Below are 25,345 nucleotides of genomic sequence, written 5' to 3' on the forward strand. Positions count from 1 at the left end.
ACGTTACGAAGCGGCAACAAAAGGGAGCCGCCTTGTATATCCTGCATCTCGCGCTTGGCGGCTGCCTGAAGGCCCCTCCCGTCCAGTTCGGAGTAACAGCGGATACGGGCGGGCATATCGCCTATGTATTGGATGCGGCCTCATACCAGGCATGCCGCCCGGATATCGATCGAGTGGAGATCGTCACTCGCCGGTTCGACGATGAGCGTTTCGACCCGGTGCACGCGGAGTCGCGCGAAGACGTCGCGCCCGGACTGACCATCGTCCGCATCGGTACGGGGCGGAGTCGTTATCTGGAGAAGGAAGCCCTGGCGGCCGACCTTCCGGACTTCATCCACGCCTTCTGTGAGCATCTGGCCTCGCAGGACGAACGCCCGGATGTGATCCATGCGCATTTCGCCGATGCGGCGGCGGTCGCGATGGCCGTGCAGCGTCGCTTCGGCATTCCCTTCGTCTACACGCCGCATGCGCTCGGCATCGACAAGCGCGCGCATCAAATCCAGTGCGACGGGCTGGAGGCCCGGATCGAGGCGGAACGATGCGCGATCAAGGCCGCAGCGGCCATCATCGTCTCCACCCGCGAAGAAGCCAGCCGCCAGGTCGGTGGCTATCGCGTGCCGGTCGGCGACCGCGTCCGGTGCGTGCCGCCGGGCGTGACCACCCTTCATCAGGCCGCGCGATCGGACACGATGGCCGATCGGCTGGGGGACTGGTTCGACCGACCCGAGAAGCCGCTGATCTTCGCGGTGGCCCGGCCGGTCGCGAAGAAGAACCTGGCGGCGTTGGTCCGTGCCTTTGTCGACGATCCCGGTCTGCGCCAGGGCGCCAATCTGCTGATCCTGGCCGGACAACACGACCGCGCCGGACCGGAGGAGCAAGGCGTCCTGAGCGAACTTCATGCGCTGGCGGCGGATAGCCGCCTCCAAGGCCGCATCGCCTTGCCCCCGGCGCATGACGGAACGGACGTCGCGGCGCTGTACGAGCGGGCAGCCGCAGGCGGCGTGTTCGTCAATCCCGCCCTTCATGAACCTTTCGGCCTCACCCTGATCGAGGCCGCTGCCGCCGGCGTGCCGGTGGTCGCCACCTGCAACGGCGGCCCGGCGGAGATCGTTTCGACGATCGGTCACGGCGTGCTGATCGATCCGCGCGATCCTGCCGGGATCGCACAGGCTATCAAGGGGATCATCGACGATCCCGCCCGTCATGCCGCGCTTTCCGCTGCGGGGCGACAGGGCGTGGCCGCCTATGACTGGAGGCGCTATGCCCAGGACTCGACGGCGATCTATCGATCGGTCGGGCAGCCCCGACTGCTGGTGTGCGATATCGACAACACGCTGACCGGCTGTCCGACCGGTGCGCGGGCGTTCGCCGACTGGCGCTCGGGCTCTCCCCTGCCCTTCGTGGTCGCGACCGGACGGGACTTTGCGGCGGCGCAAGCGATCCTGGACGATTGGGGGCTGCCCCAGCCCGACGCCTATATTACCGATGTGGGCACCCGGATGATGCTGGCGGACACCAGCGGCAAGTGGCGCGAATGCCGCGTCTATGCTCGCGCGCTCGACCAGGACTGGGACCAGGCGGCGGTGGCGGACGTGCTTGCCGGCCTGAACCTGACGCCGCAGCCGGCGGCGACCGCCGGTCCCCACAAGATCAGCTTCTTCGGCAAGGCGGAGGACGCCGCGCGCATCGATTGCGCCTTGACCGAAGCCGGCCTCCCGGCGCGGGTGATCTTCTCGCATGGGCGCCTGATCGACGTGATCGCACCCCATGGCGGCAAAGCGGAGGCGGTCGCCGCCTATGCCGGCCGCTATGGCTGGTCGCTGGCGCATTGTGTCGCGGCCGGGGACAGCGGCAACGACAGCGACATGCTGGCGGCGTGCGGCCACGCCATATTGGTGGGGAACGCCAGCGACGAACTCGCCCATCTGCCATCCAGGCCCGGCCTGTATCGGAGTGCCGCCCATCATGCCGGCGGGGTGCTGGAAGGCTTGACCCGATTGGGACTGGCCAGGGCCCTGACGGCCGACGCGGCGGTGGCGGCATGACGCGTCCCTTCGGCTATTTCGTCCATCATCAGGGACGCGGCCATGCCGAGCGCTGCGCGGCAATTGCGCGGGCGCTACCGTCGTCGCGGCCCATGACCGTGTTCAGCGCGCGCGACGATATCTTCGGCCCCCTGCCGCCCCAGGTCGAGGTCGTCCGCATCCCGTCCCTGTTCGAGCCCTCGGGCGGGGAAAGCGACTCGATGGACTGGGTGCCGACGCCCCGGACCCTGCATTGCGCGCCGCTCGGCTGGCCCGGCATCCGCCAGGCGATGGCGACGATCAGTGGCTGGTTCGCCAGCGCCGAACCCGCCCTGATGATCTGCGACGTCTCCGCCGAGATCGCGCAGCTTGCCCGGATCTGTTCGGTGCCGCACGTCAAGGTGCTGCAACATGGCGACCGGGGCGATCCCGGCCATGTCGCCGCCTATGACGGCGCGGCCGGCCTGCTCGCCCCCTTCCATGCCGATCTCGCCCAGCCGGAATGGGATGCGGCGATGCGGGGCAAGACCTGCTTCGCCGGCGGCCTGGGGGTCGACACCCGCGTCGTCGAGCGCGAGGTGGCGCGTCAGCGCATCGGGGTCGATGCGGACGCGGAACTGATACTGGTCGTCTCGGGCGGTGGGGGTCAGGGGTTCGCCCAGGCCCCGTTGGGGGTGGGCGCCCGGTCGCGGCCCGATGCGCGCTGGATCACGATCGGGACGGTGCAGCGCGACTGGCATGCGACCGAGCCCGCCAATATCGAGCATCGCGGCTGGGTGGACAACGCCGCCGACCATATCGCCGCCGCCGACATCGTCATCGCCTCCACCGGCAACACCACCTGCCAGCAGATCCTGGCCGCCGGTCGGCCATGGCTGGCCGTGCCGGAATGGCGCTATTTCGACGAGCAGCACCGCAAGGCGGAAGCCCTGGCGCGGGCAGGCGTGGCGACGGTTCGACCGCATCTGCCCTCCTCGGCGCAGGGCTGGACCGCCGCTTTCGCCGAGACGCTGGCCGACCATCACCCCATCGCCCAGCGCGCGATGATCGACGACCATCCCGCCGATCGCGTCGCCCTGTGGCTCGAAACCCTTTCCGCGCGTTTGTGGACCCCGAGGACGCTCAGCGCCCCCCTATCGACCATGGAGCCGCCCATCCTATGACCCATGTTTCCGTCATCACCCTGGCGAAGGGTCGCCCCGACCATCTGGTCAATGTCGTCCATGGCCTTGCCAAGCAGACGCAGCGCCCGGTGGAACTGATCGTCGCGGTGATGCAGCACCAGCCCTATGATTTGCCCGATGCGCCCTTTCCGGTGCGCCAGATGCAGATGTCGACGGACGCGCTTCCCCTGGCGGCCGCTCGCAATGCGGCGGCGATGGCCGCGTCGGGCGAGGTGCTGGTCTTCCTCGACATGGATTGTATCCCGACGCCCGATCTGGTCGCCGATTACGCCAAGTTCGCCGATGCCTTCAACGGATTGCTGATGGGGGAGGTCATGTACCTGCCCGGCGGCGCGACGCGGGGCGACTGGCGCTACGAGGATTTCGCCAAGGTGGCGGAGAAGCATTCCGATCGACGTGGGCCGCCCGCCCATGGCCTGGAGCTGTGCGAGGATTACCGCTGCTTCTGGTCGCTCAACTTCGCCATGCGGCGCGAGACGTTCCTGTCGTCCGGCGGGTTCGACGAACGCTATATCGGGTATGGCGGCGAGGACACGGATTTCGGCAAGACGCTCGACGAAGCCGATATCTCCATCGCCTGGATCAAGGGCGGCCTGGCCTATCACCAATATCACCCTCACCACATGCCGCCGGTCCATCATCTCGACAGCGTCGTCCGCAACGCGCAGCTGTTCGAAGAGAAATGGGGCTATCGCACCATGGGCCACTGGCTGCACGCCTTCCGGCTGATGGGACTGATCGACGACGCGCCGGGCCGCCCGATCCGTATCCTCCGCCGGCCCGAGGCCGCCGATCTGGCGCTGACCGGTCAGCAGAGCCATCAGCCCTATGCCAATACCGCGCGCGTGCTGCGGCAACTGGAAGAGGCCGCGAGCCGCTCGTCCAAACTGGTATCGCCCCGGCTGGAGGTCGCGGCGGCGGCATGAGGATCGCCATATTGGGACATGTCCGGCAGCGGATTGCCCAGCCGTTCGCCGGGGGCATGGAGTCGCATTGCTGGCACCTCGCCGCCGGCCTCCAGGATCGCGGGCACGACGTCGTGCTGTTCGCCTCGGGCGACAGTGATCCGCGGTTCCCGATCGATCCGGTGGTCGAGCAGCATTACGAGCGCACCTTCCCCTGGGCGGAGCATCGCGGCTCCGCCCCGCTGATCGCGCATCTGGACGCGGGCTATGCCGCCGCCTGCGACCGGATCGCGGCCGGCGGATTCGATGTGGTCCATAACAACAGCCTGCATCGCTTCGCGCTGGAGCCGGCGCGGACGATGGTTACGCCGACCGTCACCTCGTTGCATGTGCCGCCCTATGACGCGCTCCATTGGTTCGTGCGGAGCAGCCGATCGCCGCATCATCGCCTGACCGTGACCTCGGCACGGCAGCACGATGCGTGGTGGCCGGAGGGCGCGCCGGCCGAGGCGTCGATCCTGCATAACGGCATCGATCCCGCTCGATGGCCTTTTCATGCCGAAGGTGACGGCACCGCCGCCTGGTGCGGACGGATTACGCCGAACAAGGGCCCGCATTTCGCGGTGCAGGCGGCCCGCCGTGCCGGCATCGGCCTGACGCTGTGCGGCCCGATCGAAGACCCCGAATATTTCGAAGCGGAGGTCGCGCCGCTACTCGGCAGCGACATCCGCTATGCCGGTCATCTGGAGGGCGACGCGCTCGCCCGGGCCATCGGGCAGGCCTCCGTCTTTCTCTTCACCCCCTGCTGGGACGAACCGTTCGGGCTGGTCGCCGTGGAGGCGATGAGCTGCGGACTGCCGGTCGCCGCCTTCGCCATGGGGGCGGCGCGAGAGATCGTAGGCGAGGCCGGTGCCTATGCCGAATGCGGCGATGTCGCGGGGCTGGCCGATGCGATCAGCGCCGCTCTCGCCATTCCGCGCGACGTGCCCCGCCAACGCGTATTGTCGCACTTCACGCACGACCTCTGGCTGGATCGCTGCGAGGCGCTGTACGCCGAGGCGCGGCGCGGCGACGATCGGATGGCCGCCTAGGTGTTCAGTCCCGGCATCTGGTGGATCGGATCGACGATGAACCGGTCTGGCTCTGACGTCCAGATCCTGGTGATGTATTCGTAGGGTGTGAGCCCACTGAGCGTCTTGAGCCGGCGGGCAAAGTTGTAGGCGGCCATGAAGTCGGCGAGGTGCGTTCGGAGCTGGTCGTGGCTCTCGTAATGGAAGCGCTTGACGGTCGCTTCCTTGATCGTCCGGTTCATCCGCTCGACCTGGCCGTTGGTCCACGGGTGGTTCGGTTTGGTAAGCCGGTGCTCGATGTCGTTTGCCTCGCAGATCATGTCGAAGCGCATCTGACGCGACCAGGCGGTGTTCCGGTTGCGCGGCTGCTCGGCGAACTGGATGCCATTGTCCGTCAGGATCGTGTGGATGCGATACGGCACGGCTTTCAGCAGGTATTCCAGGAACTCCCATGCTGTCCGTCGATCAGCCTTGTCGACCAGCTGCGTGACGGCGAACTTGCTCGTGCGGTCGATGCCGACGAACAGGTAGAGCTTGCCTTCGGCGGTCTGCACCTCGGCGATGTCCATGTGGAAGAAACCGATCGGGTAGCGCTTGAAGCGTTGCCGCTTCGGTTTGTCGCCTTCGATGTCCGGCAGGCGGGAGATGCCGTGCCGCTGCAGGCATCGGTGTAGCGCTGAGCGCGTCAGATGGGGGAGCGACGGCTGCAACGCATAAAGGCAGTCGTCGAGCGGCAGCAGTGTGTGGCGTCGGAACGCCACAGCCATCGCCTCCTCTGCCTCGGTGAGGGTCGTTGAATGAGGGGCCTTCGGCCCGGTCTTCAAATCCTCCACGGTCGCCCGTTTGCGCCACTTCGCGACTGTCTTGGGGTTGATCCCCAGCTCGCGGCTCAGCGTCGCGAGCGAAGCTTGCGATCGCTGTATTGCTGCTCGGACGGCGTGCGTGGTCGTGGCGCACCCGTGACGTACCTGTCCCATACCGCATCCTTCCATTCCAACGAAAGGATCGCACCATCAAACCCTGGGATCAAACACCTAGGCCGCGCCGATCGCACCGGCGGCCAGCCCGCGTACATCGACCCGCGCCTTCAGCCGAGCCGCCAGCAACGCGGTGCCGCTGACCTTGCGCTGCACGAACAGCGTCTCGACATGCGGGACGTGCCAGGTGGCGCGATCGGCGATCAGCGCCTTGGCCTCCTCGCGAACCACCGGCACGAAGGCGCGGTCGCCGAAGTCGAACGAGCCGGGCCGATTGAGCGCATCGTCGATCGCCGCGATGATCCGGTCGATCGCCGGGCGGTAGGTATCGGCCGCCACCGCGCCCAGAAAGCCCGTCTCCACCGCCACGTCGCGTATCGCATCGCGATCACGCGCCAGGCCGGCGACGATCAATCGGCGATACCCGTCGGCCGTCTCCGCCGGGACCGCCCGCGTCGCGCCGAAATCGAGCAGGACCAAGGCGCCCGATTCCGGCTGCCAGCGGTAATTGGCGAAGTTCGGATCGGTCTGCATCGTCGCGAAGTCGAACAGCTCGCGCAGCACCAGCGACACGAGCGCCGTCATCGCCGCATCGCGCACTCCCTGCTCGGCGTCGGCCAGCGCCTCGATCGGGCGTCCCTCGACGAACGACATGGCCAGGACGCGACCGGTGGTCAGCCCCTCCTCCAACGTCGGCACGACATAGCGCTGATCGCCCGCCAACCGCGCGCCATAGTGCCGCATCTGCTCGCCTTCGCGGATATAGTCCGCTTCCTCCGCGAGCTGCCGCTTCGCCTCGGCGAGGAGCGGCTTGAGATCGAGCGTCGACGGCAGCAGGTTCGAGACACGAAGCAGCGTCGCGACATTGTCGACATCGGCGTCGATACTGTCGGCGACACCGGGATATTGCACCTTGATCGCCAGCACCCGGCCGTCCGGCAGCGTCGCTCGGTGTACCTGCCCGATCGAGGCCGCCGCGATCGGCGCGGCCTCGAAATGGCGGAAACGCCGCCGCCAGCCCGCGCCCCATTCGCGGGTTAGCACCTGGTCGAGCTGCGTCGGTGGCATCCGATAGGCCTGGTTGCGCAGCCGGGCGAGGATCGTTGAAAGCTCGGCGGGCAGCATGTCGCCCGCGTCCATCGAGATCATCTGGCCCAATTTCATCGCCGCGCCGCGCAGATGCGACAGGCGATCGGCGACGCGGGTGGCATTGGCTGGGGTCAGGACCAGATCGCTCATCCGCGGACGCTCGCCGGCCGCCAGACGCCGCGCACCCTCGGCGATCATGCCACCCGCGACACCGCCCGCCAGTCGCCCGAACACGCCGAGCCGTGCGGCGCGGCCGCTGGGGATGGCGCGGTGGCGCGCGTTCGGGGCATCATCGTCCTGCTGCATCCCGGCACAGCGCGGCGCGGCACCGGGAGTTCCGCAGAAAGACGTCTCACGGTGCAGGGTTCGCCGCCTGCCCCCGGCCGGTCGCGGTCCAATAGAGCCCGCCGAGCATGTGCTGGAGGTAGCGTTCGTCCCGGTACATGTCCGCCTGATGGCCGAGCAACGTGACGAACACGCGCCCCTGCTCGTAGCGATGATGCCAGGCCTCGGGATGGTCCGGCCCCATGCGGTGTCCCACCTGTCCCGGCCAGATCAGCGTCGGATCATAGCTGCTCTCGTCGACGCGCAGTACCGGATCGATGGCAATCCGATAGGGATTGACGGTGACATAGAATTCATCGCTCCAGATCCAGCGCGACGGTAGGCCGAAGGCGGCGGGAAAGCCCGGATCGGCGACAGTGACGACGCCGGTCTGCACCTTGGGATGGTTGACGAAGCTGCGGCCGACCAGCTTCTCGAACCAGGGCCATTCATCCTTGGGCACGATGGCGGCGCGGTGGACGACCATCGCATTGCCGCCGGCGCGCATATAGGCCTCGAACCGCGTGCGTTGGCTCGCGCTCAACCGCTCGGGCGGGGTATTGAGGAACAGGATGGCGGCGTACCCCGATAAGTCGCCATCGAACCGCGCCGGATCGCTCGTCCATTCCAGCGCGAAGCTGTGCAGCCGCGCCACCCGCTCCAGATTGTCCCGCGCGACCGGGATATATTCATAGTGGTAGGTGCTGGGCGTGGCGATCACCAGCACGCGGAACTGATCCTCCGCGGCCGCCATCGTCGGGAGTGCCGCCACCGCCAAGGCCATGACGCCCCAAATTCCGCGCTTCATCCGATCGGCCCTTCCTGAACAAGCGCGGCATCGTCGCCTGCAGTGAGACCCTATGCCATCCGGACCTTGGTCGCGGTGGCGCAAAGAGATCGGACGACGTTCCCAGGCGCGGCGGTGCTGGACCGACGATCGACAACGGCGCTGGCGGGCGCGGCGGTACGGGTCTAAGCGCTGGCGCTCGTGGCAGGAAAGCCGAAGCAATGATAATGTGGACGAGATTGGCCTCCGCCTTGATCGCGACCGTGCCCGGCGCCGCGCTGGCGATCGCGGCGGGGGCACCAGGCCTGACCCCGGCCACCATCGCCGAGCATCAGGCGCGGTGCGCCGGTAGAGACGGCTGGAGCGATCCCGCGCCGCCGATCCGGATCTTCGCCAATGTCTATGACATCGGCACCTGCGGGATCACCGTGCTGCTGATCGTCGGGGACCGGGGCTCGATCGTCATCGATGGCGCGACCGCCCAGGCACCACCATCGATCCTCGCCAACCTCCGGCGCCTGGGGCTTCGGCCCGCCGACGTGAAGCTGCTGCTCTCCTCGCACGAGCATCAGGATCATGCAGGGGGTCTTGGCGCGTTGCGCAAAGCCACGGGTGCCAGGATGGCGGCCCGCGCCGCCGCCCGCCCCGTATTGGAGAGCGGCGTGACCGCGCCGGGCGATCCGCAGCGCGAGGGAGACCGACCAGCCTATCCCGGCGTGCCCGTCGACCGGGTCGTCCGCGACGGCGAGACCGTGGTGCTCGGGTCGCTTCGCCTGACCGCCCTCGCCACGCCCGGCCATTCACCCGGCGGCACCTCCTGGACGTGGCGGTCCTGCGCGGGCACGACCTGTCGGACGATCGTCTATGCGGACAGCGTCAGCCCCGTCTCGACCGACGGCTATCGCTTCCGCGATCACCCGGCCTATGTCGCAACCCTGCGACACAGCATCGACCGGATCGCGCGCCTGCCGTGCGACCTGCTGATAACCCCGCATCCCCAGGCCAGCGATCTCTACCCGCGCCTGGCGGGCAAGAAACCACTTACCGACCGTCGTGGCTGCGTGCGCTACGCGGCCGATGGACGAACCGCGCTCGAGCGCCGGCTGGCGCGGGAAGACCAGGGAGAACAGCGATGACCGATCCTGTCGCACAGGCGAAGCGTGTCGCGGAGATGGATGCCTCCGACCCCGCGCGCGTCACGACCGATATCCTGGCCGGGGATCGTCCCATGGTGCTGCGGGGCCTGGCCGGTGCGTGGCCCTCGGTGGCGTTCGGACGCCAGGGGCCGGCCGCCACCGCCGCCTATCTCCGTCGGTTCGACAGCGGTCGGCCGATGGGCATCTTCGCCGGGCCGCCGACGATCGGGGGACGGTTCTTCTACCGTGACGACATGCACGGCTTCAATTTCGACCGTGGGCAGGTGCTGTTGAGCCCGCTGCTCGACGCGCTGCTGGCCGAAGCCGACAGTCCGACGCCGCCCGCGCTCTATGCCGGGGCCAATGCCGCGCCGGATCATTTCCCCGGCTGGATGCAGGACAATCCGTTGCCGCTGGCGATCCCCGCCGCCACCCCCCGTCTGTGGCTGGGCAATGCGACGCGGGTGTCGACGCATTACGACATGTCAGCCAATATCGCCGTGGTCGTGGCCGGACGGCGGCGTTTCGCGATCTTCCCGCCCGATCAGGTCGGCAACCTCTATGTCGGGCCGTTGGAGACGACGATGGCGGGCCAGCCGAGCAGCATGGTCGATCTGGAACATCCCGATCTCGACCGATACCCCCGGTTCGCGGCCGCGCTGGCGACGATGCAGGTCGCCGAACTGGAGCCAGGCGACGCGCTGTTCATGCCCCCGCTCTGGTGGCACGATGTCCGGGCCAGCGGGCCGCTCAACGTGCTGGTGAACTATTGGTGGGGCGAGCGGGAGGGCGGATCGGCCTTTCCCGCGCTGATCCACGCCCTGCTGACGGTGCGCGACCTGCCGCCGGCGGAGCGGCAGGCGGTGAAGGCGTGGTTCGACCATTATATCTTCGACGACGATCCGGCGGCGGCGGGTGCGCATCTGCTGCCCCATGCCCGCGGCATATTGGGACCGCCCACGCCGGAGCGGACAGGCATGATCCAGGGCTTTCTGAAACGCACCTTCGGAGGCTGACCCGACCAGATAGCATGAACTATTCGTCATTCGGAATTGAACCGTTTCGGCCCTGAACCGTTCAGGGCCGATGCGGGGGGAAAAGTTCGTCATCATTTCCGGCTTGGGCTGGCTGGTCGCCGGCTGCAATCGCCATCAGTCGACCCTTGCCCCCTTTGGCGAGGATGCGATGGCGATCCGCCATCTGCTCATCGTCATGCTGGTCGGCGCGGTGGTGATCGCCGGGGGTGTGGCCTGGCTGATGCACCGTGCCGTCCGGGCCCCGGTCGGCGAGATGACGCACCGCAAGGGGATGCGGCTGGTGCTGTGGCTGGGCGGTATCGTGCCCACCATCGTCCTGCTGGGCCTTCTGGCCTATTCGCTTCCCTATATGCGCCCGCGTCCGGTGGCACCGGCCGATCTCCAGATCGCCGTCGACGGCGAGCAATTCTGGTGGAGGGTCGCCTATCGGTCGTCCGGAGCCCCCCCGGTCGAGAGCGCCAACGAAATCCGTATCCCGACGGGCCGCACCGTCGCCTTCCGCCTGACGGCCGGCGACGTGGTGCACAGCTTCTGGATCCCCGGCCTTGCCGGCAAGATGGACATGATCCCCGGCCGCACCAACACGCTGGTGGTCCGCGCCGAGCGCGCCGGTCGCTATCGCGGGCAATGCGCCGAATTCTGCGGGCTGAGCCACGCGCTGATGGCGCTGGACGTCGTGGCGATGGAGCCGGCGGCGTTCGACGCCTGGCTGGACGGTCAGCGAGGCGCCAGCCGTCATGCGGTCGCCGACCCGATCGGCGCCCGCCTGTTCACCGAACAGGGCTGTGGCGGCTGCCACGCCATTCGCGGCACCGATGCCGTCAGCCGGATCGGCCCGGACCTGTCCCGCTTCGGACAGCGGACGACGCTGGCAGCCGGCATCCTGCCGATGACGACCGCCCATGTCGCCGGCTTCATCCGCCACCCGCAAGCCACCAAGCCCGGCGTGCGGATGCCGGCTTTCCCCCAATTGTCGGAAGACGAGGCCGTCGCCATCGCCCGCTATCTGCAAGGCCTGAAATGAGCCTCCACGCCCAGGACGATCCCCAGCTCCGCGCCGCGCAGGAGGAGCGTCTGCGCGAGGTATGGAAGCCGCCATCGGGCTGGTTCTTCCGCTGGACCGACGTCAACAACAACCGCATCGGGGTGTGGTACACGCTGACCGCGTTCGGCTTCATGCTGTTCGCGGGCGTGCTGGCGCTAATCATGCGCACGCAGCTCGCGGTGCCGAACAACGACCTGGTGTCGGCGAACACGTTCAACCAGCTGTTCACGCTGCACGGCTCGATGATGATGTTCCTGTTCGCCGTGCCGATGTTCGAGGCGGTGTCGATCATCCTGCTGCCCCAGCTGCTCGGCGCACGCGACCTGCCCTTCCCGCGCCTGTCGGCCTTCGGCTATTGGAGCTTCCTGATCGGCGGGGTCTTCGTCTCGGGATCGATCTTCTTCAATGCCGCGCCGGACGGCGGCTGGTTCATGTATCCGCCGCTGACGACCCGCACCGACCTGTCGGGGCTGGGCGCGGACATCTGGATGCTCGGCCTCTCCTTCATCGAGGTATCCTCGGTGGCCGCCGCCGTCGAACTGATCGTCGGCGTGCTGAAATGCCGGCCGCCGGGAATGCGGCTCAACCTGATGCCGCTTTATGCCTGGTACATCCTGGTCGTGGCGGTGATGATCCTGTTCGCCTTCCCGCCGCTGATCGCCGGCGACCTGCTGTTCGAGATGGAGCGACTGCTCGAATGGCCCTTCTTCGACGCGGCGCGCGGCGGCGATCCGCTCCTGTGGCAGCACCTGTTCTGGATCTTCGGCCATCCGGAGGTCTATATCGTCTTCCTGCCGTCGATCGCGCTGTTCGCGATGCTGATCCCGACCTTCGCGCAGCGGCACCTGCTCGGCTATCCCTGGATCGTACTGGCGGCGGTCGGCACCGCCTTCCTGTCGTTCGGCCTGTGGGTCCACCACATGTTCGCGACCGGCCTGCCCAAGATCAGCCTCGCCTTCTTCTCCGCCGCGTCCGAGGCCGTCGCCATCCCGACCGGTGTGCAGATCTTCGCCTTCATCGCCACGCTATGGGCAGGCAAGGTTAAATGGTCGACGCCCCTGCTCTACGCGTCAGGAAGCCTCGCCATCTTCGTGATCGGTGGCCTGACCGGGGTGATGGTCGCGATCGCGCCGTTCGACTGGCAGGCGCACGACACCTATTTCATCGTCGCGCACCTCCATTATGTGCTGATCGGCGGCACGCTCCTGCCGCTGTTCGGCGGGCTCTATTATTACTGGCCGCTGATCACCGGCAAGAAGCTGTCCGACCGGATGGGGCGCATCGCCTTCTGGATCATGTTCGTCGGCGTCAACCTGACCTTCTTCCCGATGCACCTGTCGGGGCTGGAGGGGATGCCGCGCCGGGTCTTCACCTATCCAGCGGAGCTGGGCATCGGATGGCTCAACCTCGCCTCGACCGCCGGCTCCTATCTTTTTGCGGCGGGCGTATTGGTGCTGGTCGTCGACCTCGCGCTGTCGCCCACACGGCCCAAGGCGGTGCGCAATCCCTGGAACGCCGGCACGCTCGAATGGCTGGCGCATCCGGACGACGAGGATTGGGGCATCCGCTCGGTCCCGCTGATCGAGAGCCGCTATCCGATCTGGGACCAGGAGGATTTCGTCGCCAAGGTCGATGAGGGCCGCTTCTTCCTGCCCGACGCCGAAGAAGGTCGGCGCGAGACGATCATCACCTCGGTGCTCGATGCCCGACCGATATCGGTGATCCGGCTGGGTACGCCGAGCGTCAAGCCGATGATCACCGCCGTGGCGCTGGGTGCGGTGTTCATCCTGACCACCTACCACCTCTATCTGCTTGCCGCCGTCAGTGGCGTGGTAACGCTCGCCTGCGTGCTGTGGTGGCTGTGGGATACGGCGGAAATCCCGGAGAAGCCGGAAAAGCCGATCGGCCATGGGATGCACATGCCGCTCTACCTATCCGGACCGGCGGCCCCCGGCTGGTGGGCGATGTTCATCACGATGATGGCGGACGCGACCGCCTTTTCGGGGCTGGTGTTCGGCTATTATTTCTACTGGACGATCCATCCCGATTTCGGCGCGGGCTTCGACGGACCCGGGGTCGCCGCCCCGCTGGTGGCCCTCGCCCTGTCGCTTGGCGGATGGGCGGCGACGCTCGTCGCGCGCGAGGTCCATGCGCGCGGGCGGGTGACGATCGCGCGGGGACTGCTGGTCACCGGTGCCGGCCTGGCGATCGCCAGCCTGTTCGCCGGGCTCCGCTGCCTGGACGGGCTCGATCCCGAGGCCAATGTCTATCCGGCGATCGTCTGGGTGCTGACGATCTGGACGGTCGTCCATGCCGCGATCGGCGCGATCATGCAGCTCTATACGTTGGCGCGCAGCCTGGCCGGACGGATGACGCCCACCCATGATGCCGATCTGCGCAACATCACCGTCTATCATCATTTCCTCGCGCTCACCGCCCTGGTCACCTATCTGACGATCGGCCTCTTTCCGGAGGCGGGGCTGTGAGGCGCTGGCTGAAGCGGGTGCATAGTCTGCGCGTCACGCTGTGGACGCTGATCGTGCCGCCATCGGTCTGGGCGGTGCATTTCCTGTTCTCCTATCTCTGGGCGGCGGTGTCCTGCGCGAAAATCGGCCACTGGGCGCGCTTCCCGACGGTCTTCGCGATCGGGACGGTCGTGGCGCTGGTGGTGATCCTCGTTGCCGGACTGATCGCCTGGCAACAGTCGCGCACGCCGGGCGATCCGCCGCCGCACAGCGAGGGCACGGATATCGACCGGCTGCGCTTCCTCGCCTTCTCGACCCTGCTGCTCTCGGCACTGAGCTTCGTCGCGGTGTTGTTCACGTCGCTGCCCGTCCTGATGCTGGGGGATTGTCGATGACGCAGCCGGCGCTTCTCGCCGGGCTCGCCCTGCTACCCCTGGGCTGGGCGGTCAGCGGCTCGGGCATGACCGGCCATATGGCCGCCCATATGATCGCCGTCGCCGTCGCCGCGCCGCTGCTGGCGATCGGCGTCCGGGACAGTCGCTTCGATCCGGCAACGCGCTGGCCTCGGCTAGCATCGCCCCTGCCCGCCGCATTGGCGGAGGCGGTCATCGTCTGGGGCTGGCATGTTCCCGCCCTTCGCCGGCTGGCCGATCATCACCCGCTCTGGCTGGTGGTCGAGCAGGCGAGTTTCCTGGCCGCGGGCCTGCTGCTCTGGTCCGCCGTCCTCGCCCCCCGCCACCGTGCGGCCGGGGTGGCGGCGCTGCTGGTCACCTCCATGCACATGACCCTGCTCGGGGCATTGATCGGCTTGGCCCCCCGCCCGCTCTACAGCCATCACGGGGTGGACGCCCTCACCGACCAGCAGGTTTCCGGCGTGGTCATGCTGCTGGTCGGCGGTGTCGCCTATCTACTCGGCGGACTGGCGATGCTCGGCCGACTGCTCCAGACGCGAAGCGAGGTGCCCGCATGACGATCCGCATCACCTGGGCGCGCGCGATCGCCGCCCTGCTGGGCGTGGTGGTCGCCGGCCTGCTCTTCGCCTGGTCCGGGGTGATGAACATCGCGGCGTCCAGCGGGCATTGGCCGATCACCGACTGGTTCCTGCACTGGACGATGCGCAATTCCGTGCGCACGCATGCTGCCTTCTCCTCGCCGAGCGATCCGGCGGACGCCACTGGGCTGGTCAGCGCCGCCGGTCACTTCGCCAATGCCTGCGCCGTCTGCCACGGCGCGCCCGGGGTGAAGCCCGCGTCCGTCATGCAGGCCGCAACCCCGCCTGCCCCTGATCTGGCGGTCAATGCCCGGGAGTGGACCGACAAGCAGCTGTTCTGGATCCTCCAGCACGGCGTCAAATATACCGGCATGCCCGCCTGGGCGGTGCGGGACCGGCAGGACGAGGTGCGGCGCATGGTCGCCTTCGTCCGTCGCCTGCCCGGCATGACGCCCGCGCAATATCGCGCGCTGGTCAATGAGGCGGAGCCAGCGACCGATCTGGGCACCTGCACCGGCTGTCACGGCGCGGATGGACGCGGACGCGGCGCGCCGGACGTCCCGGTGCTGGGCGGCCAGGACCCCGCCTATCTGCTCGCCGCGCTGCAAGGCTATGCCAGCGGCCGGCGCTCCAGCGCGGTGATGCAGCAGGTCGCGATGCGGATGGAGCCGGCGGAGATGGTCGCCGCCGCCCGCCGCTTCGCCGCGATGCCCGGCCTGGACACCCCACCCGCCGGCGGCGATGCCGCCGCGGCACGGATCGTGGCGCGAGGAATGCCCGAGCGCCAGCTGCCGGCCTGCGCCAGCTGCCATGCGCCGGGCAAGCCCTATCCGGTCATCGCCGGCCAGCGTGCCGCCTATATCGCCCAACGCCTGCGCCATTGGCACGGCGACGAGACGGTGGTGGATGCACGCAAGAGCCAGGCGACCATGCCGGTCATTGCCCGCCGCATCCCGGAGGAGATGATCGATCCCCTGGCCCGCTATCTCGCCGGTTCGACGCGCTGATGCCGCGCCTGGAAGAGCCGGCCGCCTTCGGTCCATAGCACCACGCCCAGCACCGCGACGCCGATCGCCAGATAGCCGAGCGCCAGCGGCGTGGTGGTGCCGTTATAGGATTGGCCGATCAGCGAGCCGACGATCACCGCGCCGACGCTGCCGATGAACCCCTGGATCGAGGAGGCGGTGCCGGCGATATGGCCGACCGGCTCCATCGCCATCGCGCCGAAATTGGAGCCGCACAGGCCGATGCAGGTCATGCTGAGCGCCTGGAAGACCATATAGGTCCAGAGAGTCTCCTGGCCCACGCCGATCACCATCAAGTGCAGCACCGACAAGGTGATCAGCGCCAGCACCGCCGACTGCGAGATCAGCCGCGTCCCCAGTCGCTCGACCAGCCGGCTGTTGGCGAAGGACGCGCATCCCATCGAGAAGGCGCAGGCCGCGAACAGGAGGGTGAACCGCTCGCCCGCGCCGAACTCGTCGACGAAGATCTGCTGCGCCGAAGAGACGAAGGCGATGATGCCGCCAAAGGTGATCGCCGCCGCCACCGCATAGCCGAGCGAGAAGCGGTTGGTCAGGGTCAGGCGATAGGCCGCGCCGATATTGGCGAACGACAGCGCCGAGCGACGCTCGACCGGCAACGACTCCGGCAGGCGCGCAGCCGACCAGGCGAGGACGAAGGCCGCAAATCCAGCCAACGCATAGAAGATGAAGCGCCAGGGGCCGAACGCCAGCAAGCCCTGTCCCAGCGTCGGTGCCAGGATCGGCACCAGGAAGAAGATCATCTGCGCGACCGACAGGGTCCGCGCCATCTGGCGTCCGGTGAACTGATCGCGCACGATCGCGACCGCCAGCACACGGGTCGACGCGGACATCAGGCCCTGCAGCATCCGCGCGCCGAGCAGCGCCGCGAAGGTCTGCGAACTCGCCGCGAAGATGCTGGCGCAGACGAAGCCGGCGAGCGTGACCAGCAGGATCGGTCGTCGTCCGTAGCGATCCGCCAACGGGCCATAGACGAGCTGGCCCGTGCCGAACCCGAGCATATAGACGGTGATGATCCATTGCCGGTGATTGGCCGTGGCGACGCCGAGCTGGCGACCGATATCGGCGAGCGCGGGCAGCATCAGGTCGACGCCCAGCGCATTCACCGCCATCAGCGCCGCGACGAAGGCGACGAATTCATGGCGGTGCATCGGGGACTTGATTGCGGAAGACGGCATGGCCGCCACTTAGGGCCATGACGCTGACGTTTCCACCTCTCCCGTCATATGCGGCGAAAGCGGGGTTCCGCCTGTACGGTCGCGTCTCCGATCGCCGGTCCTATTTCTCCAGGCCGTAGCGCACCGCCCGCTTGCCGATGTGCGGGTCGATGGCCAGCGCCGCCGTGCGGTCGGCAGCGGCCTGTTCGGTCCGCCCGGCCCGCTCCGCGGCGATGGACCGGGAATAGAGCATCCAGGCGTTATGCGGGCTGGCCTTCACCGCCGCGTCGTAATCCGTCAGCGCCGTGTCCAGCCGATTGAGCTTCAGGTTCACCAATCCCCGGCTGTCGAGATAGTTGGCCATGGCCGGCCGCAGCCTTATCGCGGTGTTGCAGTCGGACAGCGCCTTTTCCAGATCGCGGCCGAGGATCGCCCGCGCCCAGCATCGCCCGTTATAGGCGACCGCGCGATCGGCATCCTCGCCATGCAGCTTGAGCCATGCGTCGTAATTCACGATCGCGGCTTCGGGCTTGTCGAGGCTGTTGTAGAATCCCGCCAGGCGAAGCCGCCGGTCCGATCCCGGCGCCAGCAGCTTGTCCGCCGCCGCCACGTCCTCCGCCGCCCCTTGCGGATCGCGATTGGCGAGGCGGAGCGACGCACGGCTCAAGCGGATGTCCGGGTCGTTCGGCATCAGCGTCGCCGCCTTGTCGAGGTCAGCCGCCGCCAGCAGCAATTGCCGGTTCGCCAGCCGCGCCTGTGCGCGCAGCACCAGGAAGCGGCCCTCGCTCGGCGCCATCGCCACCGCCTTGTCGAAATCGGCCAGCCCCTCCTGCATCCGGTGCGCGGACATATGGACCGCGCCCCGCCGGGCGAAACCCTCGGCATCGGTCGGTTCGGCTGCCTTATCGGTCAGGTCCAGCGCCTCGCCCGTGGTGGTTCGCGCGCCGGACGGACGGAGGCCGAACACGGCCCCGCCCTCATAGGTCATGTAGAGCCTGTGCTGCACGTTCGAGACGAACACCCGGTGCGTCAGGAAGAAGTCGAAGCCGATCAGCATGTCGACATCCATGTGGATGTCGGAAATGCGCAACTTGGGCCGCGGCACGATCTCGCCGCCCAGATCGATCCGGTCGAAGGGCGCGAGCCAGGTCGAAACCTCCTTCGACCCCAGGCCGCTGCTCCGCCCGACCGCCACGACGCCGGGACTCTGCGGCGTGATGCCGGCGCGCTTGGCGGCCGACAGCGTCATGACGCTCGTCTGCGCACCGGTGTCGAACGCGGCGCGCAGCTTCACCCCATTGACCAGCACGGTCGCGATCGTGTGCGGCTTCCAGGGGCCGGTATCGCCGGTTTCCAGCTTCAGCGTCGAGAAGGGCTTCCCATTGGCCCAATAGGCCAGCGCCATGTCGTTGCAGCCCTGGACCTTCATCAGTCGGACCATGCCGTGCGGCAGGTCATATTCCACGTCCGCCAGGCCGAGGATGTTCTGACCGATCAATCCGGCGCTGCCGGTGTCGGTCCCGGCGACGATGAAGTCGACCTTGGGCAAGGCGATGCCCGCCAGCGAGAAGTTGCGCGCCACCGCCGCGCTGGCGGTCGCGTCCCCATTCACCCCCTTGACGCGGAACCAGGGCGGCAGGGCCTCATCCTCCAGCTTGAACTCGGCCGCCGTCGCGCGGGAAATCGTGCTGTAGAAAGCGCCGCTGTCGAGGATGAACTGCGTCGGCCGGTCGCCGAATTTGGCCTGCACCATCGCGCGCTGCCCGATCAGCGTCACTGGAATTTCCGCGATCTTGCCGACCTTGCACGCCGCCAGCGCCGGACTGGCGAGGGTCAAGGCCAGCGCCGCGCTTCCCGTTCCGATCGTCCACCGTCGCCGACCACGCATCGCCATCCCCCACCCCGATACATGCCACCATAGCCCGCCTGGCGTGACGAAGGGGAGACGCCGATCCGACAATTTCGTCACCAAAACGGTCGTAACGGCCGACTGGATTGATGTTGAGCGGGGTTCATTGTCGCATTGAGGATTATCGCGGGTTCTTTGGTCGCGCACGCGCGTTCAAGACGCTAACACCGATTTGCCGTTCCACCATCTCTACCGGGTCAGAGCCGGTCGCAAAGGAAGATCGATCCATGTCCGACAGGTCTGATCCGGCCGTCTCGCGTCGCGGCGTGCTGACCGGTGGCGCGGCGACCGCCGTCGTCGTCGCCGCTCCGGTTGGCGCCGCGCCGCTCCCTCCCCGTCCCGTAAAGGCCAAACCGATGATGCCGGTCCGCTTCACGGTGAATGGCGAAAGCCAATCGCTGACCCTCGACCCCCGCACCACCCTGCTCGACGCATTGCGCGAGCATCTGCACCTGACCGGCACGAAGAAGGGCTGCGACCATGGCCAGTGCGGCGCCTGCACCGTGCTGGTCGACGGCGTCCGCATCAATTCCTGCTTGTCGCTCGCGGTGATGCACGAAGGCGACGCCATCACCACGATCGAGGGGCTCGGCACGACCGAGGCGCTGCACCCGATGCAGGCCGCCTTCATCAAGCATGATGGCTATCAGTGCGGCTATTGCACGCCGGGGCAGATCTGCTCGGCGGTGGCGGTGCTGGACGAGATCAAGCGCGGCGTGCCCAGCCACGTCCAGGCCGACGTCGCCGCCCGCCCGCAGGTCAGCAACATCGAGATGCGCGAGCGGATGAGCGGCAATATCTGTCGTTGCGGCGCCTATTCCAATATCGCCGAGGCCATGGCCGAGGTCGCGGGCGGTGCCGCCAAGGAGGATCGGGCATGAAGGCCTTCACCTATGAGCGCGCGACCGATGCGGTCGCCGCGGCCCGCGCGGTCGCCGGTCAGCCCGGGGCCAAGTTCATCGCCGGCGGCACCAACCTGCTCGACCTGATGAAGATCGAGGTGGAGACGCCCACCCATCTGGTCGATGTCCAGGATCTCGGCTTCGACAAGATCGAGAAGACGAAGGCAGGCGGCCTGCGCATCGGCGCGCTGGTCACCAATACCGATCTGGCCGCGGACGAGCGTGTGCGCCGCGACTATGCGGTCCTGACGCGTGCGATCGTCGCGGGCGCGAGCGGCCAGTTGCGCAACAAGGCCTCGACCGCCGGCAACCTGCTGCAACGGACCCGCTGCCCCTATTTCTACGACACCAACATGGCGTGCAACAAGCGCAAGCCGGGGTCGGGCTGCGCGGCGATCGGCGGCTATTCGCGCCAGCTGGGCGTGATCGGGGTCAGCAATGCCTGCATCGCGACCTTCCCCGGCGACATGGCGGTGGCGATGCGCGTGCTGGACGCGGTGATCGAGACGGTGGACGGCAGCGGACAGCGCCGCTCCATTCCGATCGCTGATTTCCACCGGCTGTGGGGCGACCATCCCGAACAGGACACGGTGCTGAAGCCAGGCGAGCTGATCACGGCCGTGACCCTGCCCAAGCCGATCGGCGGCAAGCATTTCTACGAGAAGGTGCGGGACCGTGCCTCCTATGCCTATGCGCTGGTGTCGGTCGCGGCGGTGATCCAGCCCGACGGCACGGGTCGCGTCGCCTTTGGCGGCGTCGCCCCCAGGCCATGGCGCGTGGAGGCGGCGGAAGCGCTGCTGCCGCAAGGCGCCGCCGCCGTTACCGGACGTGCCTTCCAGGGTGCGACACCGACCAAGGACAATGCGTTCAAGCTGCCGCTCGCTACCCGCGCGCTGGCCGCCGTGATCGCCGAGAGCAAGGGCTGACCGCCATGAAGTTCGACACACCCGCCGGCCCCAACCCGATCGACCGCATGACCGTGGTCGGCCGCGCCCATGACCGGATCGACGGTCCGCTCAAGACCACCGGCCACGCGCCCTATGCCTATGAGCATCATCGCGAGGCGCCGAACGCCGCCTATGGCCAGGTCGTCGGTGCCGCCGTCGCCAAGGGGATGATCCGCTCGATCGACCTCGACGAGGCACGCGCCGCGCCGGGCGTGCTGGCGATCGTCACCGCCACCGACCTGGCGAAGCTGGGCTTCGGCAAGTTCGGCAAGGGCAAGTTCAACACCGTCAAGCTGCTCGGCGGTCCGGCGGTCGACCATTACCATCAGGCCCTGGCGATCGTCGTCGCCGAGACGTTCGAACAGGCGCGCGCCGCCGCAAACCTGGTGCGGATCGACTATGCCCGCAGCCAGGGCCGATTCGACCTGGACGAGGCACTGAAGACCGCGCCGCTGACCGGCGGCTCCAGCGACGAGGGCAGCGCCGCGCCCGGCATGGACCGGGTCGGTGACTTCGAAGCCGCCTTCGCTGCCGCGCCGGTCACGCTCGACGCGCGCTACACCACGCCCGACCACAGCCATGCGATGATGGAGCCCTTCGCCTCGATCGCATCCTGGACGGGCGACGAGCTGACGCTCTGGACCTCGAACCAGATGATCGCCTGGGGGCATGGCGATCTGGCGCGGACCCTGGGTATCCCTAAGGATAAGATCAGCTTCCAGTCCGCCTATGTCGGCGGCGGCTTCGGCGGCAAGCTGTTCTTGCGGACCGATGCGGTCATGGCCGCATTGGGCGCGAAGGCGGCGGGCCGGCCGGTCAAGGTCGCCCTGTCCCGCCCGATGATCGCCAACAATACCACCCACCGTCCGGCCACGCGCCAGCACATCCGGATCGGCGCGGCGAAGGACGGCACGATCACCGCCATCGCGCATGAGAGCGGATCGGGCGACCAGCCGAACGGCTCGCCGGAGACGGCGGTCAACCAGACCAAGCTGCTCTATGCCGGCGCGAACCGACTGACCGCGATGCGTCTGGCCGTGCTCGACCTGCCCGAGGGCAATGCGATGCGCGCGCCGGGCGAAGCGCCGGGCATGATGGCGCTGGAAATCGCCATGGACGAAATGGCCGAGAAGCTGGGCATGGACCCGATCGCCTTTCGCGTGAAGAACGACACGCAGGTCGATCCGGAAAAGCCGACGCGCCGCTTCTCGCAGCGTCAGCTGGTCCGGTGCCTGACCGAGGGCGCGGACCAGTTCGGCTGGTCGCGCCGACAGGCCAAGCCCGGCTCGGTCCGTGACGGGCGCTGGCTGGTCGGGATGGGCGTCGCCTCCGCCTTCCGCAACCATATGAACATGGCGTCGGGCGCACGTGTGCGGCTGGATGGCAAGGGCGTGGTGACGGTCGAAACCGACATGACGGATATCGGCACCGGCAGCTACACGATCATCGCCCAGACCGCCGCCGAGATGATGGGCGTGCCCCTGGAGGCGGTGGTGGTGCGTCTCGGCAACTCCGCCTATCCCGTCTCGGCCGGGTCGGGCGGCCAGTTCGGCGCGGCGAACGCCACGGCGGGCGTCTATGCCGCCTGCGTCAAGCTGCGGGAGCAGGTGGCGCAGCGGCTCGGATACAACTCGGCCGATGTCGCCTTTGCGGGCGGCAAGGTGACCAGCGGCAACCGGTCCGCCGATCTCGCGCAAGCCGCCTCGGCTGGCGAACTGGTCGCGCAGGACAAGATCGAGTTCGGCGATCTGGAAAAGCAGTGGCAGCTCTCCACCTTCGGTGCGCATTTCGTGGAGGTTGGGGTCGACGCCTATACGGGCGCGACGCGGTTGCGGCGGATGCTGGCGGTGTGCGCGGCAGGCCGGATCATCAATCCGAAATCGGCGCGCAGCCAAGTGATCGGTGCGATGACGATGGGCGTCGGCTCCGCCCTGATGGAGGAACTGGCGGTTGATCCCCGCTTTGGCCTCTTCGTCAATCACGACCTCGCCACCTATGAGGTGCCAGTCCATGCCGACATTCCGCATCAGGAGGTCGTGTTCCTGGAGGAAGCCGATGACAAGGCCAATCCGATGAAGGCCAAGGGTGTCGGCGAACTGGGCCTGTGCGGCGTCGGCGCGGCCGTGGCGAACGCCATCTACAACGCTACCGGCGTGCGGGTTCGCGACTATCCGATCACGCTCGACAAGCATCTGGAGAAGCTGCCGGCCGTCGCCTGACCGCGACCTTGCCCGGCGGGTCGGCGATGCGCACATTGGCGCATGTCAACCCGCCGCTCCGATCTTGCCGACCTGACCTATTTCCTCGCCATCGCCCGGCATCGCAGCTTCCGCCTGGCCGGGATCGAGATGGGGGTCAGCGCTTCGGCGCTCAGCCATGCGTTGAAGGGCCTGGAGGCGCGACTGGGCGTGCGTCTGCTCCATCGGACCAATCGCAGCGTCACGCTGACCGAAGCCGGTACCGCCCTTCGTGACGCCGTGACCGAGCCGTTCGCGCGGATCGACCAGGCGATCGATGATCTCAACCGCTATCGCGACGCGCCGACCGGACGTATCCGTCTGAACGTTCTGGCGGACGCGGCATCGCTGCTGCTGGCGCCGGTGCTGCCGGTCTTCGCCGAACGCTATCCGGGCATCCAGGTCGATATCGCCGCGCGCGACCGGATGGTCGATGTGATCGACGGCGGCTTCGATGCCGGCATCCGCCATGGCGGCACCGTGCCGGAGGATATGGTGGCGCAACGCCTGTCCGCCGACCTGCGATGGATGGTGGTCGCGGCGCCGAGCTATATCGAGCGGCACGGCGCACCATCTCACCCGGACGCCTTGCGGGACCATCATTGCCTAGGCGTCCGGCTGGGCGACGATCGCATCTATCGCTGGGAGTTCGAGGGACCGGAGGGGGAGTTCGCCATTGCGGTGCCCAGCCGCATCATCGTCGACGATGGCCGGGCGATGATCGCCCTGGCGCTGGCGGGGGTCGGCCTGATGTATGCCATGGAGCATAATGTCGCGCCCCATCTCGCATCGGGCGCGCTGGTGCCGGTGTTGGGCGCCTGGTCGACGACTGGTTCGGGCTATCACATCTATTATTCAAGCCGCCGGCAGGTGCCCACGGGGCTGCGTCTGCTGATCGATCTGATCCGCGAATGCCGTCCCCTGGGCCTGTGATGCCTGCGTAAAAAACCGGCCTATCGATTTGAGTTAACACAGGTAATTGCAACTCGCAGGGCAAGCGGCACGTATCGGGACAGGTAAACCATATTGTCACGATCGGTGGATGGATGATGGACGGCACGACACACCTGACCCGATTGGTCCGCCGGCTGGAACGCTTTGCACCGCTGCCGGCCGCCGATCGCCACGCCATCCTGGCCTTGCCGGTGCAGATCGAACGGATCGGTCGCGGCCGCCGCCTGATCGACGAGGGGCAGCAGGATCACGCCCTCCTGCAACTGCACAGTGGCTATGCCTGCCGCTATGGCCTGTTGTCCGACGGGCAGCGGCAGATCACCGGTGTGTACGTTGCCGGTGATCTGATCGGCCTGCGGAGCGGCGACGTGCCCGCCGCTTCGCAGACGGTTTCGACCCTGTCGGATGCGGACGTGGCCAAGATCCCCCATGCGGCGATCATGGATTTGGCGGAGGACCGTGTGGCGATCGCCCGAGCCTTGTGGAACGAGACCATCCTTGATGCGAATGCCGCCTGTGACTGGATCGTCAGCCTGGGTCGGCGCGATGCGCGCGGCCGGGTGCTCGCGCTGCTCCAGGATCTGACCATCCGCAGCCGCGAGGCGGGTCTGACGATCCGGGACTCGCTGATGCTGCCCCTCACCCAGGAGGAGATCGGCGATGCGACCGGTCTGACCTCGGTCCATGTCAACCGTACGCTGATGGCGTTGCAGGCCGAGGGGATGATCGATCGGATCGGTCGCCGCGTAACCTTGCTGACCGGCCGGGCGGCGGCTGCATCGCCGGCGCTGTCGGCCTGATCTCGCTGGCCACGGTAAAGCATAACGGTCATCGATCGGAATATCCGGGAGCGACGGCGAGCCCCGAACGTTGCATGACGACCTTGGGTTTCGGGCGAACCCATCGACCTCGGAATGCCGCCCGGCGGGAACCCGCATGTTCGTCGACTTCAAGGATCAGCCCCCGCCCCCACCATGGCAACCGCCGCGCCGCTCTCGAAAGCTCAGCCGCCGGGAACAGGACATTTTGGGCGGCATCATCGGCGTCAATCTACTGCTGCTGTTGCTGGCGCCGATTGGGGGGGCGACACTGATCTCGGCGCTGGTCGCATTACTCAGGTGAATAGAAGAAGCATCGGAAATGGGGCCTTTCTTCCTTGAAA

The 25,345-nt window shown here is 67.7% G+C and carries 22 protein-coding genes; 17 read left to right on the forward strand and 5 right to left on the reverse strand.

The genetic code is table 11. The annotated features are described in order from the left end of the window. Window positions 1-32: 32 nt before the first annotated feature. The 4 genes from BRX43_RS11505 to BRX43_RS11520 are packed head-to-tail and all read left to right on the forward strand — an operon-like array spanning window position 33 to window position 5,204. On the forward strand, window positions 33-2,045 hold the full coding sequence (locus BRX43_RS11505) for an HAD-IIB family hydrolase (RefSeq protein ID WP_125995015.1): 2,013 nt from the start codon (window positions 33-35) through the stop codon (window positions 2,043-2,045). Continuing rightward, entirely contained in the window at window positions 2,042-3,187 is a 1,146-nt protein-coding gene (locus BRX43_RS11510) for a glycosyltransferase (RefSeq protein ID WP_125995016.1), read from the forward strand. The genes BRX43_RS11505 and BRX43_RS11510 overlap by 4 nt, the downstream gene beginning before the upstream one ends. Continuing rightward, window positions 3,184-4,134: a galactosyltransferase-related protein gene (locus BRX43_RS11515; RefSeq protein ID WP_125995017.1), complete on the forward strand. Its 951-nt coding sequence runs from the start codon at window positions 3,184-3,186 to the stop codon at window positions 4,132-4,134. The genes BRX43_RS11510 and BRX43_RS11515 overlap by 4 nt, the downstream gene beginning before the upstream one ends. Next, complete coding sequence (locus tag BRX43_RS11520; RefSeq protein WP_125995018.1) at window positions 4,131-5,204, forward strand: glycosyltransferase; 1,074 nt, start codon at window positions 4,131-4,133, stop codon at window positions 5,202-5,204. The genes BRX43_RS11515 and BRX43_RS11520 overlap by 4 nt, the downstream gene beginning before the upstream one ends. Here the strand turns inward: BRX43_RS11520 and BRX43_RS11525 are convergent. Genes BRX43_RS11525 through BRX43_RS11540 form a run of 3 tightly spaced genes read right to left on the reverse strand, consistent with a single transcriptional unit; the run spans window position 5,201 to window position 8,381 of the window. After that, window positions 5,201-6,160 carry an IS481 family transposase gene (locus BRX43_RS11525; RefSeq protein ID WP_125995019.1) on the reverse strand — a complete coding sequence of 320 codons (960 nt, stop codon included), beginning with the start codon at window positions 6,158-6,160 and terminating at the stop codon, window positions 5,201-5,203. The two genes, BRX43_RS11520 and BRX43_RS11525, sit on opposite strands and share 4 nt — an antisense overlap. A gap of 57 nt (window positions 6,161-6,217) precedes the next feature. Continuing rightward, a complete protein-coding gene (locus tag BRX43_RS11535; RefSeq protein ID WP_125995020.1) occupies window positions 6,218-7,555 on the reverse strand; it encodes an AarF/ABC1/UbiB kinase family protein in 1,338 nt (445 codons plus the stop codon). A 46-nt stretch (window positions 7,556-7,601) separates the two neighbouring features. Next, window positions 7,602-8,381: a ThuA domain-containing protein gene (locus BRX43_RS11540; protein ID WP_125995021.1), complete on the reverse strand. Its 780-nt coding sequence runs from the start codon at window positions 8,379-8,381 to the stop codon at window positions 7,602-7,604. Between the two features lie 206 nt (window positions 8,382-8,587). Between BRX43_RS11540 and bla the strand changes: the two genes are divergently transcribed. The 7 genes from bla to BRX43_RS11575 all read left to right on the forward strand — a co-directional run bounded on the left by bla (window position 8,588) and on the right by BRX43_RS11575 (window position 16,041). After that, complete coding sequence (gene bla, locus BRX43_RS11545) at window positions 8,588-9,496, forward strand: subclass B3 metallo-beta-lactamase (RefSeq protein ID WP_125995022.1); 909 nt, start codon at window positions 8,588-8,590, stop codon at window positions 9,494-9,496. After that, window positions 9,493-10,512: a cupin-like domain-containing protein gene (locus BRX43_RS11550; protein WP_241214914.1), complete on the forward strand. Its 1,020-nt coding sequence runs from the start codon at window positions 9,493-9,495 to the stop codon at window positions 10,510-10,512. The genes bla and BRX43_RS11550 overlap by 4 nt, the downstream gene beginning before the upstream one ends. A 70-nt stretch (window positions 10,513-10,582) precedes the next feature. Continuing rightward, window positions 10,583-11,557 carry a cytochrome c oxidase subunit II gene (gene coxB, locus BRX43_RS11555; protein WP_125995023.1) on the forward strand — a complete coding sequence of 325 codons (975 nt, stop codon included), beginning with the start codon at window positions 10,583-10,585 and terminating at the stop codon, window positions 11,555-11,557. Continuing rightward, window positions 11,554-14,064 (forward strand): cytochrome c oxidase subunit I, encoded by a 2,511-nt coding sequence (gene ctaD, locus BRX43_RS11560; protein WP_125995024.1) that lies wholly within the window; start codon window positions 11,554-11,556, stop codon window positions 14,062-14,064. The genes coxB and ctaD overlap by 4 nt, the downstream gene beginning before the upstream one ends. After that, window positions 14,061-14,438, forward strand: coding sequence for a hypothetical protein (locus tag BRX43_RS11565; RefSeq protein ID WP_125995025.1), 378 nt, complete (start codon window positions 14,061-14,063; stop codon window positions 14,436-14,438). Before ctaD ends, BRX43_RS11565 begins: the two co-directional genes overlap by 4 nt. Continuing rightward, window positions 14,435-15,013, forward strand: coding sequence for a cytochrome c oxidase assembly protein (locus tag BRX43_RS11570; protein WP_125995026.1), 579 nt, complete (start codon window positions 14,435-14,437; stop codon window positions 15,011-15,013). The genes BRX43_RS11565 and BRX43_RS11570 overlap by 4 nt, the downstream gene beginning before the upstream one ends. Continuing rightward, window positions 15,010-16,041, forward strand: coding sequence for a c-type cytochrome (locus BRX43_RS11575; protein ID WP_125995027.1), 1,032 nt, complete (start codon window positions 15,010-15,012; stop codon window positions 16,039-16,041). The genes BRX43_RS11570 and BRX43_RS11575 overlap by 4 nt, the downstream gene beginning before the upstream one ends. Here BRX43_RS11575 and BRX43_RS11580 read toward each other — a convergent pair. Further along, window positions 16,017-17,255: a multidrug effflux MFS transporter gene (locus BRX43_RS11580; RefSeq protein ID WP_125995028.1), complete on the reverse strand. Its 1,239-nt coding sequence runs from the start codon at window positions 17,253-17,255 to the stop codon at window positions 16,017-16,019. The two genes, BRX43_RS11575 and BRX43_RS11580, sit on opposite strands and share 25 nt — an antisense overlap. Window positions 17,256-17,355: 100 nt before the next feature. Next, window positions 17,356-19,128 (reverse strand): aspartyl protease family protein, encoded by a 1,773-nt coding sequence (locus BRX43_RS11585; RefSeq protein WP_241214916.1) that lies wholly within the window; start codon window positions 19,126-19,128, stop codon window positions 17,356-17,358. 242 nt (window positions 19,129-19,370) lie between these two features. Here BRX43_RS11585 and paoA point away from each other — a divergent pair, with 242 nt between their 5' ends. The 6 genes from paoA to BRX43_RS11615 all read left to right on the forward strand — a co-directional run bounded on the left by paoA (window position 19,371) and on the right by BRX43_RS11615 (window position 25,305). Then, on the forward strand, window positions 19,371-20,024 hold the full coding sequence (gene paoA / locus BRX43_RS11590) for an aldehyde dehydrogenase iron-sulfur subunit PaoA (protein WP_125995029.1): 654 nt from the start codon (window positions 19,371-19,373) through the stop codon (window positions 20,022-20,024). Beyond that, window positions 20,021-20,971 (forward strand): xanthine dehydrogenase family protein subunit M, encoded by a 951-nt coding sequence (locus BRX43_RS11595; RefSeq protein WP_125995030.1) that lies wholly within the window; start codon window positions 20,021-20,023, stop codon window positions 20,969-20,971. The genes paoA and BRX43_RS11595 overlap by 4 nt, the downstream gene beginning before the upstream one ends. A gap of 5 nt (window positions 20,972-20,976) precedes the next feature. Continuing rightward, window positions 20,977-23,211: an aldehyde oxidoreductase molybdenum-binding subunit PaoC gene (paoC, locus tag BRX43_RS11600; protein ID WP_125995031.1), complete on the forward strand. Its 2,235-nt coding sequence runs from the start codon at window positions 20,977-20,979 to the stop codon at window positions 23,209-23,211. Between the two features lie 42 nt (window positions 23,212-23,253). After that, the gene (locus BRX43_RS11605) at window positions 23,254-24,162 is read left to right on the forward strand and encodes a LysR family transcriptional regulator (RefSeq protein ID WP_125995032.1); all 909 of its coding nucleotides are present in this window, start codon (window positions 23,254-23,256) and stop codon (window positions 24,160-24,162) included. Window positions 24,163-24,278: 116 nt separating this feature from the next. Beyond that, complete coding sequence (locus BRX43_RS11610) at window positions 24,279-24,983, forward strand: helix-turn-helix domain-containing protein (RefSeq protein ID WP_206433190.1); 705 nt, start codon at window positions 24,279-24,281, stop codon at window positions 24,981-24,983. A 136-nt stretch (window positions 24,984-25,119) separates the two neighbouring features. Beyond that, the gene (locus BRX43_RS11615) at window positions 25,120-25,305 is read left to right on the forward strand and encodes a hypothetical protein (protein WP_125995035.1); all 186 of its coding nucleotides are present in this window, start codon (window positions 25,120-25,122) and stop codon (window positions 25,303-25,305) included. Window positions 25,306-25,345 lie beyond the last annotated feature (40 nt).

It is taken from the genome of Sphingomonas sp. S-NIH.Pt15_0812 (assembly GCF_003951315.1).
Lineage (GTDB): Bacteria > Pseudomonadota > Alphaproteobacteria > Sphingomonadales > Sphingomonadaceae > Sphingomonas.

What these genes read in the sequence shown, in the direction of transcription:
- BRX43_RS11510 (WP_125995016.1), top strand. Translation starts at nt 2,042, where the DNA reads ATGACGCGTCCCTTCGGCTATTTCGTCCATCATCAGGGACGCGGCCAT.
- BRX43_RS11515 (WP_125995017.1), top strand. Translation starts at nt 3,184, where the DNA reads ATGACCCATGTTTCCGTCATCACCCTGGCGAAGGGTCGCCCCGACCAT.
- BRX43_RS11520 (WP_125995018.1), top strand. Translation starts at nt 4,131, where the DNA reads ATGAGGATCGCCATATTGGGACATGTCCGGCAGCGGATTGCCCAGCCG.
- BRX43_RS11525 (WP_125995019.1), bottom strand. Translation starts at nt 6,160, where the DNA reads ATGGGACAGGTACGTCACGGGTGCGCCACGACCACGCACGCCGTCCGA.
- BRX43_RS11535 (WP_125995020.1), bottom strand. Translation starts at nt 7,555, where the DNA reads ATGCAGCAGGACGATGATGCCCCGAACGCGCGCCACCGCGCCATCCCC.
- BRX43_RS11540 (WP_125995021.1), bottom strand. Translation starts at nt 8,381, where the DNA reads ATGAAGCGCGGAATTTGGGGCGTCATGGCCTTGGCGGTGGCGGCACTC.
- bla (WP_125995022.1), top strand. Translation starts at nt 8,588, where the DNA reads ATGTGGACGAGATTGGCCTCCGCCTTGATCGCGACCGTGCCCGGCGCC.
- BRX43_RS11550 (WP_241214914.1), top strand. Translation starts at nt 9,493, where the DNA reads ATGACCGATCCTGTCGCACAGGCGAAGCGTGTCGCGGAGATGGATGCC.
- coxB (WP_125995023.1), top strand. Translation starts at nt 10,583, where the DNA reads ATGCGGGGGGAAAAGTTCGTCATCATTTCCGGCTTGGGCTGGCTGGTC.
- ctaD (WP_125995024.1), top strand. Translation starts at nt 11,554, where the DNA reads ATGAGCCTCCACGCCCAGGACGATCCCCAGCTCCGCGCCGCGCAGGAG.
- BRX43_RS11570 (WP_125995026.1), top strand. Translation starts at nt 14,435, where the DNA reads ATGACGCAGCCGGCGCTTCTCGCCGGGCTCGCCCTGCTACCCCTGGGC.
- BRX43_RS11575 (WP_125995027.1), top strand. Translation starts at nt 15,010, where the DNA reads ATGACGATCCGCATCACCTGGGCGCGCGCGATCGCCGCCCTGCTGGGC.
- BRX43_RS11580 (WP_125995028.1), bottom strand. Translation starts at nt 17,255, where the DNA reads ATGCCGTCTTCCGCAATCAAGTCCCCGATGCACCGCCATGAATTCGTC.
- BRX43_RS11585 (WP_241214916.1), bottom strand. Translation starts at nt 19,128, where the DNA reads ATGGCGATGCGTGGTCGGCGACGGTGGACGATCGGAACGGGAAGCGCG.
- paoA (WP_125995029.1), top strand. Translation starts at nt 19,371, where the DNA reads ATGTCCGACAGGTCTGATCCGGCCGTCTCGCGTCGCGGCGTGCTGACC.
- BRX43_RS11595 (WP_125995030.1), top strand. Translation starts at nt 20,021, where the DNA reads ATGAAGGCCTTCACCTATGAGCGCGCGACCGATGCGGTCGCCGCGGCC.
- paoC (WP_125995031.1), top strand. Translation starts at nt 20,977, where the DNA reads ATGAAGTTCGACACACCCGCCGGCCCCAACCCGATCGACCGCATGACC.
- BRX43_RS11605 (WP_125995032.1), top strand. Translation starts at nt 23,254, where the DNA reads ATGTCAACCCGCCGCTCCGATCTTGCCGACCTGACCTATTTCCTCGCC.
- BRX43_RS11610 (WP_206433190.1), top strand. Translation starts at nt 24,279, where the DNA reads ATGGACGGCACGACACACCTGACCCGATTGGTCCGCCGGCTGGAACGC.
- BRX43_RS11615 (WP_125995035.1), top strand. Translation starts at nt 25,120, where the DNA reads ATGTTCGTCGACTTCAAGGATCAGCCCCCGCCCCCACCATGGCAACCG.